At 39.2% G+C, this 17,608-nt stretch carries 16 protein-coding genes; 11 read left to right on the forward strand and 5 right to left on the reverse strand.

The features are described 5' to 3' along the window. Nucleotides 1-41: 41 nt before the first annotated feature. Both AC6UDC_RS02275 and AC6UDC_RS02280 read left to right on the forward strand, forming a co-directional pair. Complete coding sequence (locus AC6UDC_RS02275) at nucleotides 42-590, forward strand: hypothetical protein (protein ID WP_500708116.1); 549 nt, start codon at nucleotides 42-44, stop codon at nucleotides 588-590. Beyond that, the gene (locus tag AC6UDC_RS02280) at nucleotides 590-1,408 is read left to right on the forward strand and encodes a DUF6681 family protein (RefSeq protein WP_500708118.1); all 819 of its coding nucleotides are present in this window, start codon (nucleotides 590-592) and stop codon (nucleotides 1,406-1,408) included. Before AC6UDC_RS02275 ends, AC6UDC_RS02280 begins: the two co-directional genes overlap by 1 nt. 20 nt (nucleotides 1,409-1,428) lie before the next feature. On the opposite strand, the gene AC6UDC_RS02285 is transcribed toward AC6UDC_RS02280, so the two are convergent. The 4 genes from AC6UDC_RS02285 to AC6UDC_RS02300 all read right to left on the reverse strand — a co-directional run bounded on the left by AC6UDC_RS02285 (nucleotide 1,429) and on the right by AC6UDC_RS02300 (nucleotide 7,026). Continuing rightward, nucleotides 1,429-2,775: an APC family permease gene (locus AC6UDC_RS02285; protein ID WP_500708119.1), complete on the reverse strand. Its 1,347-nt coding sequence runs from the start codon at nucleotides 2,773-2,775 to the stop codon at nucleotides 1,429-1,431. 270 nt (nucleotides 2,776-3,045) lie between these two features. Next, nucleotides 3,046-4,308 carry a GTPase HflX gene (gene hflX / locus AC6UDC_RS02290; protein WP_500695253.1) on the reverse strand — a complete coding sequence of 421 codons (1,263 nt, stop codon included), beginning with the start codon at nucleotides 4,306-4,308 and terminating at the stop codon, nucleotides 3,046-3,048. A gap of 10 nt (nucleotides 4,309-4,318) precedes the next feature. Next, entirely contained in the window at nucleotides 4,319-4,975 is a 657-nt protein-coding gene (locus AC6UDC_RS02295) for a histidine phosphatase family protein (RefSeq protein ID WP_500693505.1), read from the reverse strand. Between the two features lie 185 nt (nucleotides 4,976-5,160). Further along, on the reverse strand, nucleotides 5,161-7,026 hold the full coding sequence (locus tag AC6UDC_RS02300; protein ID WP_500693506.1) for a cation:proton antiporter domain-containing protein: 1,866 nt from the start codon (nucleotides 7,024-7,026) through the stop codon (nucleotides 5,161-5,163). Between the two features lie 90 nt (nucleotides 7,027-7,116). On the opposite strand from AC6UDC_RS02300, the gene helD reads away from it, so the two are divergent. From helD to AC6UDC_RS02345, 9 genes are all read left to right on the forward strand, one after another. Then, nucleotides 7,117-9,417, forward strand: a complete 2,301-nt coding sequence (gene helD, locus AC6UDC_RS02305; RefSeq protein ID WP_500721117.1) for an RNA polymerase recycling motor HelD — start codon at nucleotides 7,117-7,119, stop codon at nucleotides 9,415-9,417. Between the two features lie 10 nt (nucleotides 9,418-9,427). Continuing rightward, on the forward strand, nucleotides 9,428-10,342 hold the full coding sequence (gene coaA / locus AC6UDC_RS02310) for a type I pantothenate kinase (protein ID WP_500695250.1): 915 nt from the start codon (nucleotides 9,428-9,430) through the stop codon (nucleotides 10,340-10,342). 134 nt (nucleotides 10,343-10,476) lie between these two features. Continuing rightward, entirely contained in the window at nucleotides 10,477-10,929 is a 453-nt protein-coding gene (locus AC6UDC_RS02315) for a CopY/TcrY family copper transport repressor (RefSeq protein WP_500721222.1), read from the forward strand. Nucleotides 10,930-10,943: 14 nt separating this feature from the next. Then, nucleotides 10,944-13,127 carry a heavy metal translocating P-type ATPase gene (locus AC6UDC_RS02320; RefSeq protein WP_500721119.1) on the forward strand — a complete coding sequence of 728 codons (2,184 nt, stop codon included), beginning with the start codon at nucleotides 10,944-10,946 and terminating at the stop codon, nucleotides 13,125-13,127. Nucleotides 13,128-13,233: 106 nt separating this feature from the next. Next, nucleotides 13,234-14,421 carry an MFS transporter gene (locus AC6UDC_RS02325; protein WP_500693510.1) on the forward strand — a complete coding sequence of 396 codons (1,188 nt, stop codon included), beginning with the start codon at nucleotides 13,234-13,236 and terminating at the stop codon, nucleotides 14,419-14,421. A gap of 54 nt (nucleotides 14,422-14,475) precedes the next feature. Next, entirely contained in the window at nucleotides 14,476-15,360 is an 885-nt protein-coding gene (locus tag AC6UDC_RS02330; protein WP_500699250.1) for an RluA family pseudouridine synthase, read from the forward strand. A gap of 57 nt (nucleotides 15,361-15,417) precedes the next feature. After that, nucleotides 15,418-15,819 carry a hypothetical protein gene (locus AC6UDC_RS02335; protein ID WP_500699251.1) on the forward strand — a complete coding sequence of 134 codons (402 nt, stop codon included), beginning with the start codon at nucleotides 15,418-15,420 and terminating at the stop codon, nucleotides 15,817-15,819. A gap of 21 nt (nucleotides 15,820-15,840) precedes the next feature. Further along, entirely contained in the window at nucleotides 15,841-16,281 is a 441-nt protein-coding gene (locus AC6UDC_RS02340; RefSeq protein WP_500696518.1) for a nucleoside 2-deoxyribosyltransferase, read from the forward strand. Between the two features lie 22 nt (nucleotides 16,282-16,303). Next, nucleotides 16,304-17,197 (forward strand): cation diffusion facilitator family transporter, encoded by an 894-nt coding sequence (locus AC6UDC_RS02345; RefSeq protein WP_500693514.1) that lies wholly within the window; start codon nucleotides 16,304-16,306, stop codon nucleotides 17,195-17,197. Nucleotides 17,198-17,254: 57 nt separating this feature from the next. Here the strand turns inward: AC6UDC_RS02345 and AC6UDC_RS02350 are convergent, their stop codons facing one another. Next, complete coding sequence (locus AC6UDC_RS02350; RefSeq protein WP_500695246.1) at nucleotides 17,255-17,605, reverse strand: hypothetical protein; 351 nt, start codon at nucleotides 17,603-17,605, stop codon at nucleotides 17,255-17,257. Nucleotides 17,606-17,608 lie beyond the last annotated feature (3 nt).

The following is a 17,608-nucleotide window of genomic DNA, read 5'->3' on the forward strand; positions in this document are numbered from 1 at the left end:
TAAGTTTCACAAAAGAGAATATACGTTGAGAGGATGATTAAATGCCAAATCGAGTACCACCATTTCTTACTCCATTTGCCATTATTTCAATTTGTTTAGCGTTAGGAGCCACCAATATTGTTGTTAATAAAGCAACCAATACCCACGAGGGTGCTAAAGTCACTACCCATCAAAGCCAGAAACGTTCTATTTTTGACTTTAAGAAGAATGATGATAACAATAAGGGTACTAAGAACCAGAACTCGAATTCTAATGACGATAATAGTAAAAATGAATCCAATAGTTCTGGGACTAAACAAGATAATATGAATAATAACAATAACGATGGCAATAGTAAGTCACCAAATAATGAACAAGGTAAAACAACTTCTGGTGGACAGGAGCAAAATAATTCGACCAGCACGAATGGAAATAATTCGGAGACTGGTAATAACAATCAAAAGACAACTGATAATAACGGTGGAAATGCCGAAAAATCAAGTCAGAATACCGGGAATAACGGCAATTCTAATAATGGTACGGGGACTACTTCTAACAATACTCAGAATAATACTCAAGCCAATACGACTAATCCTGGGGGTGAACATTAATGTTTAGTTTTCTAGATATTATTAATCATTATCTTGGATATATAACGATTGAAACAAACACTAAAAGCCGAATTTACGTAATTTTAGGGATTCTAGGCGACTTTTACCTTTTGTACGTTGCCTACCGTTTTGTTGTAAATGGCTTTATGATTAGGGGGTTTCTGGTCTTCTTAGTTGTCTTGATTTTAGCGTACTTCTTGTACCTAAACATCATGTATTACTTTACTAAAAAACGGGCGAAGTTTGATGTTACCCCGGTCATTAATAAGGTCTTGCACATTCAGCCCAAGGAAACTGATCAGCAAACCGAGGCTCGTAGTGAAAATCGTCGTTATCGTAATATTCCGGCAAACGGTTTATTTGATGAAAGAAAAACGATGCCAGCTAAATTGGAATCGACAATTAGTGAGCGACATAACGTTCATCAGTTAGCCGATACCATGATTACCAAAAAAATTGCAAGTGATGACTACAATGGATTAGGCGATCGGGCGCTTCTTTCCGAAATTAAAGCTAATCCTAAGCATCGCGTCTACGCTTTGGGTGATGGAGTGTTAATTCCTTACTTTGATTTAAGAGAAGAAAACGGAAAGTATGAAGTCTATGCCGGAATGAATCAGGTTAATTGTGAACCCGTGGGCCACATTGTTAAGGCTGGTTTTGAAGATATTCAAAAAATCGATAAGAATAAAGTCAAGTTGTATCTAGCCGAAGCCTTTTTGGTTGGAGGAAAATACAAGACTTCTGGTCGAGCCGGCTTAATTGATGGAGCTGACGACTATGCGGTTCAGATTAAAATTGCATATCAGAAAAAATAAGAGATCTCATTTGAGATCTCTTATTTTTTAACCTTATTTCTTTTGAGAGTAACTTCAAAGTAATAGATTGGAATCCCGAGTGCAACGATTCCCAGTGAGCAAACGACCCCAATGAAGTCTGATCCAATTTCTGAACAGATTACGAAAAGGGATGCCAAAATAGCTACGATTGGTGTAAATGGATATAGTGGAACTGAGAAAACTCGCTTTCGGTCGGGGTGACGTTTTCTAAGGATGAAAACGCCGAAGAACGCCATCACGTAAAAACAATAGACGGTAAAGATACATAGTTCTGAGAGCCGGTCGGCATCAAAGAAACAGATCATGATAATTACAATGATCAGAACAGCAGCAATTGATACCACTGGCGTTCTGGTCTTTGGATTGAGGTAAGCTAACTGCTTAGAGAACGGAAGTTGATTTTCTTTCGCCATGGCATACATGATACGGGGAAAGGTCATGATTTTTCCGTTCATGCAACCGATGATTGAAATGATGATACCGATACTTAAAATCTTCCCACCAATCATTCCAAAATCTTTGTTAGCCATGTATGGAATGGCATTTGTTCCAAGATCATGAATTTTCTCGGGACCAATGCTTTTTAAAACACCGTATGAAACTAGCATATAAATGGCAATGACAATTAAAATTCCGAAGGTAATAGCGCGTGGTAGCATCTTTTTAGGATTTTTGATTTCTCCACCAAGGTTAGCAACTAGGATCCACCCGTCAAAGGCAAATAGAGTGGCTAACATGGCAACTCCAAAACCACCAACTGAGGAGTGGACGTCACTAATACTTTGAGTAAAAGCATCGGCGTGACCAAAGAAAAGTCCGAAGATAATAAGCGCTGCGACTGGGACGAGCTTACAAATTGTGGTAATAATTGAAAAAGCAGCCCCAAATCGATTGGGAAAGGTATTTAATAGACCAACCGCAACAACTGCAATGATAGCTATCGGAATGTTCCATTCTGGTGAAATATGGAAAAAGTCACCTAATAGGATGGCAAGATAAGCTCCAAGTGAAGCGATCATTGCGGGACCATAAACAATAATCTGCATCCATCCAGATAAAAAGCCCCAAAACTTGTTATAAATGACTTCCATGTATGCATATAGTCCACCGGTTTCTGGAATTTGCGAGGCAATCTCGGCAATTGAAAGTCCCGCGGCTAAAGTCAGAAGTCCCCCGGCTAGCCAAGCCAGCATGGCACCATTTGCTGATCCTGCATCGTTTAGAACGGCAGCTTGTCTAACAAATATTCCAACTCCGATGATGGTTCCAACTACAAGTGAGAGTGCGGACCAAATTCCTAAAGAACGGTTTAACTTTACATTGGACTCTTCTTTTGGTTTCTTCATATAAAATTCCTCCCTTTGAGAATAAAAAAAGTCCCTGACAACTAAATGTCAGGGACGCAAATTTGCGCGGTTCCACCCAAAATTCTCTGAAATTTTCAGAGCGCTTTTTGTTGTGTATTAATGTGTTTTAAGAGGTGGTTAAATAAAGATTAGTCAGCCAACTTCCAGAATAACGTCGGCTTCTCTTGGGCGGTTTCTTTAAATATTGTTCTCTTAAATTAGTATAGGACCATTTAACCGCGATCCATATTAAATGTCAATGTAATTTTATTAATTAACTTCGTATTTTTGGTATTTTTTGGCCGATGTTTCAGGAAGTTCAACTTTCAACCTCGTTCCCTGATCGGTGTAGTCAGTCTGATAAACCGTTTCGTTTTCATTTAGGTCCGAAACTACTTGGCCACTATTGAAAGGGATGAGGTACGTCTTTTTGACGTAATCTTTAAACAAGTTTTGAGAAATTATGTCAATTAATAAATTAATTGAATCAGGGTCAAGAGCTGACATGATGATGTTATTGCCTTCACGAACAGGATAATTTTCTCCACTCTTATCAGCCTTATTAAAGACCTTAATCATGTTAATGTCGGGGACCCCGATTTCTCTTAGAGTTTTTTCAGTAGTTTGCATCATTAGTTCCTGATTCGGGTCGGAGTAGTCAACTACCTGTACCAAGAGATCAGCGTTGCTTGCCTCTTTTAAAGTTGACTTAAAGGCTTGAATTAGTTGATGCGGAAGTTGACTAACAAAGCCGACCGTGTCGGTTGCAAGGAAACGTTTATGGTTTGGCAGCTCAATCTTTCGCACACTAGTGTCCAAGGTGGCAAATAGCATGTTTTTAACGGTAACTTCTTTCTCCTCGTTTTCACCAAATCGTTTTACCAGTTGATTCATAATCGTGGATTTGCCTGCGTTGGTGTAACCAACAAGAGCAATGGTTTTCAAATCGTTTTGTTTGCGCTTTTTACTTTGAGTGTCATATGATTTGTCAATTTCCTTTAATTCGTGACGAACGTGCGTGATTTGATGTTGAATGGTTCGACGATTCAATTCAATTTGGGTTTCACCAGCCCCACGGTTAGCTAGTCCGCCACCAGCAGACTGTTGGTCTAATCGTTGACTAGCGCTAGTACGGAGCCTTGGGAGTTGATAGTTTAGTTTGGCAAGCTGGACCTGCAATTTGGCTTCACGAGAACGAGCTCGATTGGCGAAGATCTCCAAAATTAGCCCAGTTCGGTCAATGATTTTAGCGTTGGTTAATTTTTCAAGGTTTCGAATTTGACTAGGACTGAGTTCATCGTTTGCCACAATGATATCTGTCCCAGACGTTTTGACGAGTTGTTCTAGAAATTCAACCTTACCTTTGCCGAAGTAGGTTGCTGGATCAGGGTGATCCAATTTTTGGGTCACAGTTTCAACGCTATGCATGTTGTTCGCGGTGACTAAGTTGTTAAGTTCCTCCATTGAGTACTGAAAATTAGCATCATTTAAATCTAAACCAATTGTAATTACATCAGTAAAGTTGTCGATCATTTATACTCCTTTAGACTGGATCTGAAATGTTGTTATAGTATTTGATAATATAATCGCCATCTTTATAATCAACCTTAGTGACGCTGCCATTCTGAATGGGTTCACTAATATCGATGTCACTAAAACGACTAACGATACTTCGAATGAGAGTTCCATGAGCAGTAATGAGAATATCATCACCATCTTCAGCGTTGTTAACGATTTCGTCCAGCCCAGTTTGAACTCGTTTCCAAAACTGTGAATCATTTTCGGCATCCCCGTATGGATCGGCGTCAGCAATCATGTCGCGGGTCTTTTCCATCGTATAAGTGGCGATCATTTGACTGTATGAATCAGCGCCAGATGGCCCCCCAATGATGTGCCAAACTTGTCCCATGTCATTTCCCTCAAAATATCCAAAATTCTCTTCTCTGAGGTTTTCCATTTCGATCGGTTCAACTAGTCCTGATGGATTTTCCTTTAGGATTAGTTCGGCGGTGTCACGGGCCCTTTTGGTATCACTACTATATGCCTTGTTGAAATCAACCTTATTAAGGTGTTTTCCAGCATCGATTGCATCGGTGATTCCCTTATCAGTTAAAGCTGAGTCTGCCCATCCCTGTAAACGATGGTAACGATTCAAATATGTTTGGCCGTGTCTGACAAAATATAAATTGATTGAAGTCATTTTTATTTCCCCCTGATTCACTAGTTGCTTAATTCTAGCATATTTTAACGTCCAAGATAAACGGGACGGGTGGAATTGGTATAATTTAGTAATCATTTGAAATAATCATTATATTGTTTTGCGTAAATCATCATGAACCAGATAAAAAATCCACTGACATCATCTTAGTCAGTGGATTAATTAATCTAATTTTGTGATGCTTCCGGGTTAAAATCACTTCTGATTTGAATTCCAGTTCCCTTTTGGGCGGAGAAAATAATTTGATCACCTAATCTTAGGATCGTCTCACCGGTCGGGTGAAGTAGTTTATGGTCACGAAAGATTTCGTTAATAGTAATGTCACTACTAAAGGGAAGGTCTTTGACTGCTATGTTAGCCAAACTCGGATTAGTTAGTTTAACTTCATGGAGAACTGATTCGTTAGATTCAATCATCTTAAATGTTGACGGGACCTCAATCAACTCTCTTAGCATGGCAATGTTGACGGCAAGGTTGTTATATATCTCAACTCCTAGAGAAAGGAGTTCATCTTGATGCTTATCAAGGACATCGCGATTTTCAAAACGAGCGATAACCCGTTTGACACCGTACTTTTTAGCTGACTTGGCCAACTCGTAACTTTTCTCTGAATCAAAGTAAGCCATGACGACGATATCGCAGTCAAAATAGCCGTTGTCAATTAAAAATCTTGGGTCAAGCTTAGAAACAAGATGAACGTTAGCCTGACTGTTATAGGAGCGGTAGTGCTCCTGATTATCAGTGTATACGTTAACGTCGTACCACCCAGTTGAAAGTTGTTGAGCGACTGGGATGGTAGTTAAGTTAACCCCAAAGAAATTAACCTTAATCTTAGGATAGGTTTCTGGTTCGACTTTAAAGGCCTTGTTAAAGACCAGTGGGCCAATGATACAGGTGATAATCGCTGCAAGCAAAAATGCCCCCGATTGTTGAGATGTGATCACTTTCATCCCCTTAGCAACTTGGAGGATTGCCAGAACCATGGTGATGGTTGCACTCGGAAGCGCCATGCCAGCCAGTGAGTTTTGCTTATTGAAACGTAACCTAAAGATGGGATAAAGTCCCAACTTTGCGATGATGTAACTAGCGAAGAAAACGGGGATTAGAACCAAAGTCGCTGGGTTTGACAGCAACTCTTTGACATTCAAACCAACACCACTCATGATAAAGAAGACCGGGATGAAGAGCCCATATCCGATTGAATCCAATCGATCTTTCGTGGTTTCGGATGGTTGTAGTAATTTATAGACCATTCCACCGATGAATGCCCCTAAGATGTCCTCTGATCCAACAAAGACGGCAATCGTTGATAGTAAAACAATGATGAAGAAAGCTAGCCGAATGTCAATCTGAGTGGTTGATTTATTGATTTGGTCTGAAACCTTGAAGAAACGTTTAAACCACCACAATAAAAAACCTGCTACCACAAATAGAATCAGGATGAGCCATAGTGACTTACTGTCGGATCCAAATACCGAGGCGTAGATCGTCAGGGCAAAGATCGGTAAAACTTCACCAAGGGCAGCAATTAACAGAATGGTTTGGCCAAAGGCGCTTCCAGTGACGTCTTTTTCCTTTAAGGCTGCGATGACCACGCCAAGTGAAATGGTAGCAAACAAGATTGAAGCTAACCAGAAGTCACTAAATAGTCCAGTTAATTTACAGAAGTATCCTAGGATTAATGCTAGAATGATAACCGTTGCATACCCCATAAAGGCTAGTTGAACGGAGGAAAATCGTGGAGCAGTTTTGCTAGATTTTTTTTCTAGTTCACTGGGATTTTTGTTTTTGGGTTTAAATAAAGAAAAATCGATTTCCATTCCACTCAAAAACAGCAGAACGATCACACCAATCTTGGAAAGAATGGATAAAATGTTTGAGTCGGAAACGATGTTGAATAAACTGGGTCCTAATATGATTCCAACTAAAATTTCAACGACTGCGGTTGGCAGCATTGAAATGTGGAATCGTGCCATCACTAATGGAGTTATTAGGGCCGCAAGTAAAACAATTACTAATGAGATTGAGTCCATATTACGATCACCTTGGTTTATATATTTTGTTCAGTTGAGTTAATATGTTAGAATATTTAATCAAGTTTAGCAAGCAGGAGGGATTATCCGTTGGAAAATTCAATTAAAGATGAAGAACAGAAACACCTTGATTTTGTTGAAAGCAAAATTGAAATGGCAGAGGTCGATGCTGCTAAAAAAATTAAAAAAGCGAAGGGTGACCAATCGGAAATCCAAAAGAACTTTTTTAACGATGTTCGTTTAAAGACAAGTACATATAGTGGACAGATGGAGACGGGTGTCTCGGTTAGACAGCAACAGCAATTACTTTCGGAACGTGAGAACCGCTGGAAGAACGCCGCAAAGGATCTTGATACGCTAAAACGGCTGGATCAAAATCCATACTTTGCTCGAATTGATTTTCACGAAGAAGGCGAGAAACACACTGAAACCATTTACATTGGCCTAGCGTCATTTACCGATAATCCTGACGATTATCTGGTGTACGACTGGCGGGCACCTATTTCCAGTATTTACTATGATAGTGGAATTGGTGAAATGACGTATGATTCACCGGCTGGTCCCCAAAAGGTTGACGTCAAGTTAAAGCGACAGATTGAGATCAAGAACGGTAAGATTGAAACCATCTTTGATACAGACGAAGCCCTTGGAGACAACTTACTTCTAGAAAATCTCAGTCATCAGTCTGATACCAAAATGAAGAGCATCGTTACCACGATTCAAAAAGAGCAGAACCAGATCATTCGTGATACTGATTCTGATTTGCTTTTTGTTCAAGGAGCGGCCGGGTCAGGAAAAACGGCTGCTGTTTTGCAACGAATTGCATACTTACTTTATCGTTATCGTGGTAATTTGAATTCTGGACAAGTAATCTTATTTTCCCCCAACCAACTTTTTAATGACTACATCAATGAGGTCTTACCCGAGTTAGGGGAACAAAATATGGTTCAGATGACGTACTACCAATACACCAACCGACGAGTTCCCCACTTGGAGGTTGAAACCATTGGTGAACGTTTTGTCGAAACTCATGAAAAACACCAACAAAAGGTGGTTGACTTCAAAAACAGCTTGGATTTCTTTGATCTAGTTGGAACGTACGCTCATCATTTAAATAAGGAAAACTTTCAGTTTAAAGACATTAAATTTGAAGATAATATCTTTATTTCTAAGGAAGATATTAGTGAAATCTACTATCGTTTTAACGAAAACTATAACTTACGGAATCGTTTGGAAGCTACCAAGGAAGAACTGAATAAGATTTTAAATCGTCATATTGGGAGTGAGATGAAAAAGAAATGGGTCGAAGAAACCATTGAAGGACTTGACCAGCAACAACTTCAGGCAATTTACGCTAAATATGGCGAAAGTATGGATAATCCCGATAAGGAATATAACTTTTTGGCTAAAAAGATTGTCCAAAACGCTTTTAGAAACGTTAGAAAGGCCATTACTCGCGGTCGATTTGTTAGTATCAATCGTCAGTTCGTTAATCTAATCAGAAACGTTCCTAGAATTACCGACTTGAGCAAGTATGGAATTGATGAACAAGAATGGAATGACGGGGTTGAAAAATCAATTGAGCGATTAAAGAATGGCAAAATTAGTGATGCTGATATTTCAATTTATCTTTACTTGTATGATTTAATATCTGGAAAACGTCCTGATATTCACATGCGTTATTTGTTTGCCGATGAAGTTCAAGACTATACTCCATTTCAGTTGGCTTACCTCAAGTTTAATTTTCCAAGGGCGAAGTTTACTTTGCTGGGAGACCTCAACCAAGCGATCTTCACGCATGAGAGTAGTAACAGCCTTTTGCGGGAAATGAAGACGATGTTTGATCCTGAGAAGACCAAGGTAATCGAACTTAATAAGTCTTATCGTTCAACTGAACAAATCACTGATTTTACCAAGCATTTGATCCCAAATGGCAGTAAGATCCAGTCGTTTGCTAGAAGTGGTGAACTTCCTAAAGTTAACGTTGTCAAAGATTTTAATAAGGGAATAAACGTTTTAAAGAATACGATTCAGGTAAATGATCAGGCGAGTGATACCACGGCCGTCATTGCTAAATCGTTAGACGAGTGTCGACGAGTTCATGATGAGCTAAAAAAAGATGGGATTAAATCCACGTTGATTCAAACCGAAAATCAGCGGTTGGTCAAGGGTGTTATTGTTGTTCCGGCCTATCTAGCTAAGGGACTTGAGTTTGACGCCGTTGTAATGTGGAATGGTTCTAAAGAAGAATATCCAACGGAGCGTGATGACCAGTTAGTGTACACAATTTGTAGTCGTGCTATGCACCGCCTGGACGTGATTTCAGTTGGGGAGTTATCACCAACGTTTAAGGACGTCCCAAAAGATGAGTATGATTTAGTAACCAAGTAGGTGAGTTTTGTTGAAGGATTTCTATGAATTTAGTAAAAATGAATGGAAACAGTTTTATCCAAATGAATCTGCTCCAATTACACAGGCTAATTTGGAAAGATTAAAGGCCTTTAATGATCAGATCTCACTTGACGATGTTTCTGATATTTACATGCCATTGGTACGCTTATTAGAACTGGCTTCTAAGCATTACCAAGATTGGGAGCTTACTGAAAGTGATTTTCTAAAACGTAAAACGCCTAAAATTCCATTTATCATCGGAATTTCGGGAAGTGTAGCTGTGGGGAAATCAACCGCAGCGCGTCTGCTTCAATACCTTTTTACCGATTTATTACCAGATATGAAGACGCAACTAATCACGACTGATGGTTTTTTGTATCCAACGAAAGTCTTAAAAGAAAAGGGCATTCTTGATCGTAAAGGGTTTCCTGAAAGCTATGACATGGAATCATTGATTCAATTTTTGGTTAAGATTAAGGCTGGTGTGAAAGAAGTAAAAGCACCAGTCTACTCTCATCAAACGTATGACATTATTCCTCATCGTTATGATGTCATCACTAATCCCGACATTTTAATCATTGAAGGAATTAACACGCTTCAAATTCCTGATCATCAGAAACTCTATATTGGTGATTTTACTGATTTTTCGATCTATATCGATGCTAATCCAGATCTGATTGAGACTTGGTACCTTAATCGTTTTAAGAAGTTAATGAAAACGGCTTTTCAGGATCCAACTAATTATTACTATAAGTACGCAAAAGAGGAGCCAGAACAGGCGGTTAAAATGGCGGGAAACGTTTGGAAAACCGTCAATTTACCGAACTTAAAGGAGTACATTTTACCAACACGTGAAAGAGCCAACCTTATTATTCATAAAGGTGTGGGGCACATCGTTGATAAAGTTTATCTTAGGAAATATTAAAATAAAAATCGCTCGATCGTTATAATTCAATGATTGAGCGATTTTTTATTGAGAAATAGATTAAATGGTTGCAAAATTTACAGATGTAGATTATGATTAATATTGAATTTACAGATGTAAACCATGAATTGGAGGTGAATTATTTGGATCAAACCAAAAAAATTGAAGAAATTACGCCCGCTGAATGGCAAATTATGCGGTTGATTTGGACGATGGGAGATAGCTCATCACGAAAAATCATTGACACGATTACGAAAAAACGTGATTGGAAAGAGTCAACGATTAAAACGTTACTTAGTCGATTGGTTAAGAAAGGTTTGTTAACTCGTTCTAAAAAGGGAGGCTATTTCGTTTATTCGCCCACTGTTAACGAACAGCATGCGATGAATCTAAGTGCTGAAGAACTTTTTGAACAAATGTGCGACATGCGTAAAGGCCAGATCATTATGGATTTGATTAACCAAAGTAAGATTAGTAAGAGTGATATTCACAAGTTGGGTGAAGTTTTGAGCCAAAAGCTAAAAACCGCCCCCGATAAAGTGGATTGTAACTGTTTACCAGGCGATATGGGCATGGATTGTCAATAGAAAGGAGCTTTTTAATGAAGGATATGGACAATGGAAAACATGATTCAATGGGGAAAATGAATATGAATCATGATAACCATAATATGAAAAATATGAACCCCAAAGACAATGATAATAGTCAAATGAATATGAAGGGTAATTCTAAAATGAAAATGGACCATGGTTCGATGAAAATGGATCATGGATCTATGAACATGGGAAACGGTTCAATGGATATGGGCGGCGGCCACATGATGAACATGGGAAACTTCAAACGGCGCTTTTGGATTTCATTGATTATTACGATTCCCATCTTATTACTTTCTCCGTTTATGGGGATGAAGTTGCCGTTTCAGATTACTTTTCCGGGGTCTGATTGGATTGTAATGATTCTTTCAACCATTCTGTTCTTTTATGGTGGTCAACCATTCTTTAGTGGAGCCAAAAATGAGTTGAAAAGTCATGCTCCAGCAATGATGACGTTGATTACACTAGGTATTTCAGCTTCGTACTTTTATAGTTTGTATGCTTTTGTTATGAATACCTTCATTAATCCAAACGGTCATGTGATGAATTTCTTCTGGGAACTAGCAAGCTTGATTGTCATTATGCTACTAGGTCACTGGATTGAAATGGATGCGGTCATGAATGCTGGCGATGCGCTTAAAAAGATGGCTGCACTACTTCCAAGCACAGCCCATTTGGTTGAATCTAACGGAGAAACTAAGGATATTCAACTAGACCAGTTAAAAGCTGGCGACATTGTTTTGGTGCAACCGGGTGAAAAAGTTCCAGCTGACGGCGTGGTTGATTCTGGAACTAGTGCTGTAAACGAAGCCTTAGTAACTGGTGAGTCGAAGGCAGTGACTAAGAAAAAAGGAAGTAAAGTAATTGGTGGGTCCGTCAACGGTGATGGTAGTATGCAAGTCAAAGTTACCGCCACTGCTAAAGATGGATACCTAGCTCAAGTTATTAAAATGGTGCAAGCTGCTCAAAAGGAAAAATCAAAAGCGGAGACGTTAGCTGACAAGGTTTCGCGCTGGTTGTTCTATGGCGCCCTGATCATTGGAATTTTAGCATTGGTCGTTTGGACGATTCTAAGCGGATTAAGTTATGGACTGCAACGAATGATTACGGTCCTGGTTATCGCATGTCCCCACGCTTTAGGTTTAGCTATCCCACTAGTCGTAGCTAGAAGTACCTCAATTGCCGCTCAGAATGGACTGTTAATCAGAAATCGTCAGTCAATTGAAGAGGTTAAACGTTTGGATTACGTCTTTATGGATAAGACTGGGACTCTGACTGAAGGAGTCTTTCAAGTCAATGATGTAATCTCTGATTCCGATATGAGTAACGAAGAACTTCTGACTAAATTTGCTGATCTTGAAGCTAATTCTAGTCATCCTCTAGCAGCTGGAATCCTAGCCAAGGCTAAAAAGGAGCAAGTTTCCGTCGTCCCAGCCAAGAACGTCCAAGCCATTCAGGGAGTTGGACTAACGGGACAAATTGACAGAAAAGAGTATAAGATTGTGACGGCTAAGTATCTAACTGATAATCACATGGACTACGATCATAAACAATTTGATAATCTTGCTAGTCAAGGTAATTCGATTAGTTACTTGATAAGTGATGATAAGGTACTTGGGGTGATTGCCCAAGGAGATGTTCTTCGTCCTAAGTCAATCGACTTAATTAAGGCACTTAGAAGAATGAACATTACCCCCGTAATGCTCACTGGTGATAATGACTTGGCTGCTAAGCGAGTTGCTCATCAATTGGGTGATATTGATTATCGGTCCGAACTACTTCCACAAAATAAGGAAGAAATCATCAAAGAGTATCAGAATAAGGGTAATGATGTCATGATGGTTGGTGACGGTATCAACGATGCTCCGAGTTTATCACGTGCTAACATTGGAGTGGCCATCGGTGCTGGAACCGACATTGCCATCGAATCGGCTGACGTTGTACTGGTTAGAAGTGATCCAGAAGATATCATTGACTTCTTAGACCTTGCCAGAGCAACTAACCGGAAAATGGTTGAGAACCTCTGGTGGGGAGCTGGCTACAATATCATTGCAATGCCACTTGCTGCTGGGATCTTAGCTCCAATTGGAATTATCCTTTCGCCAGCCGTTGGGGCCTTGATTATGTCAGCTTCAACCATCATTGTGGCTGTGAATGCTTTCACCCTTCATATGGGAAAGATTAAAGAATAAACAATTAATTAGTCGATTAAGCAAGAGTGGCTTTCATTTGCCACTCTTTTTTTGTATAATCGATCCATTAAGTAATAAATTAAGTAACAAGGGATGGTGGGTGTTCATGGATCAACAAAAGAAAAAGTATTCCCCGATGATGAAGTTTTCGTTGTTGGCGGTTTCGTTAGTTTTAGCGTCATCACTGTCAGTTTCAGCGGAAGTACCACAATGGCAGCGTGCATTTCCAGGGCATTCATATTCAAGTATTGAGTTAATTGCCACCATGCCAGCTTTAGCAGTGATCATCTTCCTGCTTGGAAGTAGTTGGATTGCTAAAAAGATTGGTGCCAAAAGAACCGTTATACTCGGGTTGCTGGTCAGCGGAATCGCTGGAGTGATTCCTATTTTTGTTACTAATTATTATGTAATGCTTATTTCACGATTTGCTTTTGGAATTGGGCTTGGTTTGTTGAATGGACTGGCCGTTAGTCTGATTGGAACCTTCTTTAAGGGAAAAGAAAAGAATCAACTGATGGGAGTTAGAAGTGGATTTGAGATGTTGGGTAATGCCATTTCAGCGTACGTTGCTGGTGCATTACTGGTTGATTTTGGTTGGCATAGTGCTTTTCTAATTTATACCTTGGCATTTCCGGTTGCCATCTTGTTTTTCTTCTTTGTTCCGTCACCACCAAAAGTGGAACATTATCAAGCGGAACGAAAAAACAAATACTTTCCAAAGATTAATACTGATGTTCTTTTCTGGACCATGCTACTTGCTGGATATCAAATTACGTATGTGGGTGCCACCGTTCGAATTGCTGAATTTATTGAAGGAACCGGGATTGGTTCCACACAACAGTCAGCGGTTGTTATCAGTATTGCGCCAATCTTTGGCTTAGTTGGTGGTATAGTCTTCAGTATGGCACTGATGAAGTTGAAGAAATATTTATTGCCCGTCGGAATTATTGCTAGTGGATTTTGTCAGCTATGGATTGGGTTATCACACTCGTTCTTTAGTGCGGCGCTTGGCTTTTTCCTAGTAACTTTTCTTGATGCGATTGTGGTTTCCTACATTTTAAACATTGCGACTGAAATTTCATCCAAAGGAACTCTGAACTTAACCACTTCCATCTTGTTGATTGGTAGTAATTGTGGAATCTTTTTAGCACCGATTGCTTTAGGTGGGATTGATTCGGTATTTAGTTCCAATAAGCCCGCATTAACCTTTGTAGTTTGTGGAATTATTCTACTAGCTATGGGAGCCGTTGGTGTATGGGATATTAAATTTTTACGCAGAAAAATATTTAATTAGGGCAGTGCATTTGATGCATCGCCTTATTTATTTTGGTCAAAGGAGCAAAAAACCATGAAAGTTAATTTTAAAAGTTCTCATACTAGTCCCATATCGCTCAAGGCCTTTTTGAGTCAACATGGGATTAGTCATCGGATGTATGCAGACTTAAAGCGAGCGAAAAATGCTTTTAAGATTAATGCTAAGACCGTCAAGCCATCGGTTAACGTTTCCTTTGATGATGTCGTCTCTGTCTTTCTCCCAAATGAATTATCTGATCCACGAATTGCGGTTAGTTTTGAACCAATTAATATAATTTACGAAGATGAGAATTGGCTAGTGGTTAATAAAGAAGCTGGGTTAACGTCGGTTCCAGGCCCAAGCAACCAATCCGATACACTGGTGAATCGGATTAAAGGCCATTTAATAAACGAAGAGGCCGCAAATTTACGACCGCACATTATTACACGTTTGGATCGGTTTACTAGTGGAGTGGTCTTAGTTGCTAAAAATCGTTTGGCAAATAGTTATGCCAATGAAGAGCTGAATCGTCATGAAATTGATAAGCGATACCTAGCAATCGTTTCTGGCAAAATGACACAAAAGCACGGAATCATTGACCAGCCAATTGGGCGAATTGGTGATAACTTTGCGAGACAAGTGACTACGTCGGGAAAGGCCGCACAGACGGAATACTGGGTTAAAAAAGACTTAAGTGATGCATCACTATTAGAAATTAAACTTCACACTGGGCGTACCCATCAGATTCGGGTTCACATGACATCAATTGGTCACCGGCTGCTTGGTGATGAACTTTATCATGGTCCACTTGATCGGGGAATTAAACGCCAGGCGTTACATGCTTTTACGCTTTCTTTCTTTGATCCGTTTCAAGGACGGCAGTTAAATTTTGAAGCCAAGTTGCCTGATGATATGGAAAAGGTAATTTCCAAAAATTAGTATGTAAATTTTTTAAAATTTGCTACAATAAAGTTAGTAAAGTAAGGAGAATGTCCCGTGGAAGATAACATCCAGTTAGGTGAAAAATCCTTTGATAAAATGATATTTGTACTTAATAAGCCGGTGAATGAGAAGAATCACCTTGACTATAAGTTCAAAGATTATGAGATGCAGCAAATTGCTGACGACATTTGGGCAATGCCTGCTTACATGAAAAAAGACGATGATTTTACCATTTTCTTCATTGTCACCAGGGTTAATAGTGGCGAGATTGTGGTAGCAATGGCAACTGGTCAGTCTGGTAAAAAAGGTCAGTTTGATCTGTCACGACCAGTTAATACGGGTGCCGGATTAAACGAATTATATAAACACGATCAGGACCAAGCGAAAGAAGCTCTTCACTTTTTGAATTTAATTTCAAAAGCTGGCGAGGGTGAATGGCGAATGGTAGAAGACTAAACAGAAAATAGGAGAGTTAACATGGCCCAAATTTATTTAGCAAGTCCATTTTTTAGTAACGAACAAATTCAAAGAATTGAAGTTGTTGAACACGCATTAGAGGCAAATCCAACGGTGACTGATTTTTATTCGCCACGTAAACATCAGGACGCTGAAAATGAGCAGTTTACCCTTCCGTGGGCGAACGAGATCTATCATCGTGACATGGAAAATCTAGAAGCAGCTGAAGCAGTGGTGGCTGTGGTTGATTTTGGTGGTAGTAATGTTGATAGTGGTACTGCGTATGAGATTGGTGCGGGGGTTCAAATGGGAAAGCCCGTTGTGGTTTTTCAGCAAAAAGATGAACCACTTAACCTAATGATCTCAGAAAGTTTGCATGCTTACCTGAAAAACGGCGAGCAACTCCAGGCTTATGATTTTACTAAGATGCCAGAGAGTCACTATACAGGGAACATTTTTTAAGTCGAATTAAAGGAGAAAGATTATGAATAATGATCAATTATCTGGAATGAGATTTTTCGAAGTAACGGTATTAAATGCAGTCATTACGATTCTTGAATTTTTGGGTGGGATCTTCTCGGGAAGTTTGTCACTTCTTTCGGACGCCTTCCATAATTTGGGGGATTCCATTTCAATTGTATTGAGCTATATTGCTCATCGAATAAGTAAAAAACAACAAACCAAACAGAACACTTATGGCTTTAAACGAGCTGAAATTATTTCGGCGTTCTTGAATTCATTGTTTTTGATTTTAATTTCGCTTTTTTTGATTATTGAAGCTGTTAAGCGAATTTCACATCCAGAAACAATTAATGGGCCAGTAATGCTGGTGGTTGCAGTTGTCGGAACTGTGGCCAACTTCTTTTCTGCTTTTTTGTTAAATAAAGGCGCTAAGCACAACTTGAACATGAGAGCCACCTACCTCCACTTGTTGAGTGATTCGTTGTCATCGCTTGGAATTATTATTGGTGGAATCTTAATTGCTTTCTTGAATTGGACAATTGTGGATCCAATTGTGACCATCCTAGTGGCACTTTACATTATGTGGGAGAGTTGGCCCATCATTAGGAAAACAGTGGGGATTTTGATGGAAAGTGCCCCCAAACTGAATTACGCTGCCATTAAAAAAGATCTATTAAAAATTGATGGGGTGACTGGTGTTCACCACGTGCATGCGATGATGGTGGATGAAAACAGCATCGTTTTTTCGGCTCACGTTAATATGAAAAATATGCCCTTAGATCAGGTCCAATTAATTTACGATAAGATTAATAAATTATTGAAGAGTAAGTATCACATTGACCATGTCACGATTCAACCAGAAGTTGACCGGGGAAGACATGATGATTTATTTTACGATAACGGCAAAGACATATAAAAAAACAGTTTCTTTCTACTAGAGAAAGAAACTGTTTTTTTGTGATTTTAAAGTGATCTATAAAGTGCTGTCTGGATCTAATTTATTGGTTTCGTTAACATACCATTCTGACCAATCAGTGGTGGGGTTACCGTTTTCAAAGTAAGTCTGACTTAATTTACTTAAAAGGATTGCGAAATCACCATAGTCAAGTTCAATGATGTCAGCGACAACGTCTCGTGGACTATTATTACTCAGAGTGACGATTTCACGGTTTAAATCAGCAATTACACCAGATTCACCGTCAAAAGTACTCATAACTTCCAGGTTGTTGTTCCTAAATAGTTTGATGTAGAAAGGAACAAAATCGTTAACAACCTTTTTTTGGCCCTGCTCACTTAAATCACTAAACTTTACATTGTCACTCATATT

The organism is Fructilactobacillus sp. X7R7C1 (assembly GCF_059901065.1).

Coding starts and splice junctions, on each gene's coding strand:
- AC6UDC_RS02275 (WP_500708116.1), top strand. CDS start 42: ATGCCAAATCGAGTACCACCATTTCTTACTCCATTTGCCATTATTTCA.
- AC6UDC_RS02280 (WP_500708118.1), top strand. CDS start 590: ATGTTTAGTTTTCTAGATATTATTAATCATTATCTTGGATATATAACG.
- AC6UDC_RS02285 (WP_500708119.1), bottom strand. CDS start 2,775: ATGAAGAAACCAAAAGAAGAGTCCAATGTAAAGTTAAACCGTTCTTTA.
- hflX (WP_500695253.1), bottom strand. CDS start 4,308: ATGATCGACAACTTTACTGATGTAATTACAATTGGTTTAGATTTAAAT.
- AC6UDC_RS02295 (WP_500693505.1), bottom strand. CDS start 4,975: ATGACTTCAATCAATTTATATTTTGTCAGACACGGCCAAACATATTTG.
- AC6UDC_RS02300 (WP_500693506.1), bottom strand. CDS start 7,026: ATGGACTCAATCTCATTAGTAATTGTTTTACTTGCGGCCCTAATAACT.
- AC6UDC_RS02320 (WP_500721119.1), top strand. CDS start 10,944: ATGAAGGATATGGACAATGGAAAACATGATTCAATGGGGAAAATGAAT.
- AC6UDC_RS02325 (WP_500693510.1), top strand. CDS start 13,234: ATGGATCAACAAAAGAAAAAGTATTCCCCGATGATGAAGTTTTCGTTG.
- AC6UDC_RS02330 (WP_500699250.1), top strand. CDS start 14,476: ATGAAAGTTAATTTTAAAAGTTCTCATACTAGTCCCATATCGCTCAAG.
- AC6UDC_RS02340 (WP_500696518.1), top strand. CDS start 15,841: ATGGCCCAAATTTATTTAGCAAGTCCATTTTTTAGTAACGAACAAATT.
- AC6UDC_RS02345 (WP_500693514.1), top strand. CDS start 16,304: ATGAATAATGATCAATTATCTGGAATGAGATTTTTCGAAGTAACGGTA.
- AC6UDC_RS02350 (WP_500695246.1), bottom strand. CDS start 17,605: ATGAGTGACAATGTAAAGTTTAGTGATTTAAGTGAGCAGGGCCAAAAA.